Origin of the sequence: Kitasatospora sp. NPDC088346 (assembly GCF_044740765.1) — a bacterium.
GTDB lineage: Bacteria > Actinomycetota > Actinomycetes > Streptomycetales > Streptomycetaceae > Kitasatospora.
Window position 1 is genome coordinate 1 of the sequence record NZ_JBIURH010000152.1, and the last position, 2453, is coordinate 2453.

Below are 2453 nucleotides of genomic sequence, written 5' to 3' on the forward strand. Positions count from 1 at the left end.
CGAACCCCCGGATCCGCCACCACCGCCGCCAGCAGACGCTGGAACCGCGCCACCAACCCCTCGGCCGTCGACCGGTCGAACAGATCCGCCGAGAATTCCACGCTCCCGGTGAGGCTCCGGCCGGCCTGCTCGACGAAGCCGAAGGACAGGTCGAACTTGGCGGTGGCCGCCGCGGGCTCCCACGGCTCCACCTCCAGGCCGGGCAGGTCCAGGCGGTCGGCGACCGCGCCGTCGTCGAAGGTCAGCATCACCTGGAACAGCGGGTGGTGCGCCATGGAGCGGGCCGGGTTGAGCACCTCGACCAGCCGCTCGAACGGCACGTCCTGGTGCGCGAACGCCGCCAGGTCGGCGGAGCGGGTACGACCGACCAGCTCCCGGAACGTCGGATCACCCGACACGTCCGTCCGCAGCACCAACGTGTTCACGAAGAAGCCCACGAGATCGTCCAGAGCCTCGTCCGTACGGCCCGCGATCGGCGTCCCGAACGGAATGTCCGAACCCGCGCCCAACCGGGACAGCAGCGCCGCGACCGCCGCCTGCACCACCATGAACACCGTCGCCCCGGACTCCCGAGCCAACGCGATGAGGGCCGTGTGCACGTGCGGGTCGAGCGTGAACTCGACCAGCTCACCGCGGCTGCCGGACTCCGCCGACCGCGGGCGGTCCGCCGGGAGCTCCAGGAGCTCGGGCGAGCCGGCGAGCGTCGCACGCCAGAAGTCGAGCTGGGCGGAGATCAGACTGTCCGGGTCGGACTCCGCACCCAGCAGGCGGCGCTGCCAGAGCGTGTAGTCGGCATACTGCACCGGCAGTTCGCCCCATCCGGGCAGGCCGTCCACCGCCCGGGCCGTGTAGGCCGTCCGGAGGTCGCGGGCCAGCGGGAGCATCGACCAGCCGTCGGCGGCGATGTGGTGCAGCACGATCAGCAGCACCGACTCCTCGGCACCCGTCTCGAACAGCCACGCCCGGATCGGCAGGTCCACCGTCACGTCGAAGGAGCACCCCGCGGCCTCGGCCACGGCCGCCTCGTCGGCGCCCGGCACCACCGTCAGCAGCTCGCCGAGGTCCATGGGCGTGACCAGTCGCTGGAACGGGACACCGTCGATCTCGGCGAAGACCGTCCGCAGGCTCTCGTGCCGCACCACGACGTCCCGCAGCGCCAGCCGCAGCGCGGCCACGTCGACCGGGCCCGAGAGCCGCAGCCCGATCGGGATGTTGTACGTCGACGAGGGACCCTCGAAGCGGTTCAGGAACCACAACCGCTGCTGCGCGAACGACAGCGGGACCTCGGCGGGACGCTCCTGCCGGACCAGGCCGGCCCGTGCCCCGGCGGCGCCGCCGAGCCGTTCGGCCAGGCCCGCGACGGTGGCGGCCTCGAAGAGGGCGCGGATCGGAAGCTCCACGCCGAGCTCGGCGCGGATCCGGCTGACCAGCCGGGTCACCAGCAGCGAATGCCCGCCCAGGGAGAAGAAGTTGTCGTCGATGCTGACGCCGTCCAGACCGAGCACCTCGGCGAACAACGCGCACAGCACCCGCTCCCGACCGGTCCGCGGCGCACGGCCCGCCGTCACCAGCGCGAGATCCGGCGCCGGCAACGCACCCCGGTCCAGCTTCCCGTGCACCGTCAGCGGGAACGCCTCCAGCAGCACGAACGCCGACGGCACCATGTACTCCGGCAACGACCGCGCGACATGCGCCCGCAGCTCGACCGGGTCGACGACCGAGTCGACGCCCGGGTCGGCCGCGGCACCCGCGACCAGGTACGCGACCAGCCGCGGGTCGCCCGGCTGGTCCTCACGCACCACCACCACGGCCTGCGACACCCCCGGATGCCCCGACAGCACGGCCTCGATCTCACCGAGCTCGATCCGGAACCCACGGATCTTCACCTGGTCGTCGGCCCGCCCCAGGTACTCCAGCACCCCGGCCGCGTTCCACCGCACCAGGTCACCCGTGCGATACATCCGCCCACCCGGCTCCCCGAACGGATCCGGCAGGAACCGCTCCGCCGTCAGACCGGCACGGTTCAGATAACCGCGCGCCAAACCCACACCGGCCAGGAACAGCTCACCCGGCACACCCGGCGGCACCAACCGCAACCCACCGTCGAGGACATAGCCCCGCGTGTTGTCCAGCGGCCGCCCGATCACCGGCGCCGACGACCCCGCCAGCGAACCCGCCACCGCGTCCACCGTGCACTCGGTGGGCCCGTAGTAGTTCAGACTCACCGTCCGCTCCGCAGAACGCAGTTCGGCCCAGAGTTCCTGCCCGGTCGCCTCCCCTCCGACGGAGAGGACGGCGGGGACGTGGTCCTGTCCGTCGGCGAGCAGCCCCTCGGCGAGGAGCACGGAGACGTACGACGGGGTGAGGTCGAGGAAGTCGAGCCGGTGTTCGGCCACGTAGCGGGTCAGGGCGGCGGCGTCGAGTCGGACGTCGTCCGAGATCAGGTGCAGTTC

Annotated in this window: 1 protein-coding gene; it reads right to left on the reverse strand. The window is 72.2% G+C overall.

Going from position 1 to position 2453, the window contains the following annotated elements; translation table 11 throughout:
* Window positions 1-2453 (reverse strand): condensation domain-containing protein (locus tag ACIOFR_RS42055; protein ID WP_401006092.1); only part of this gene is annotated, 2453 nt, incomplete at both ends.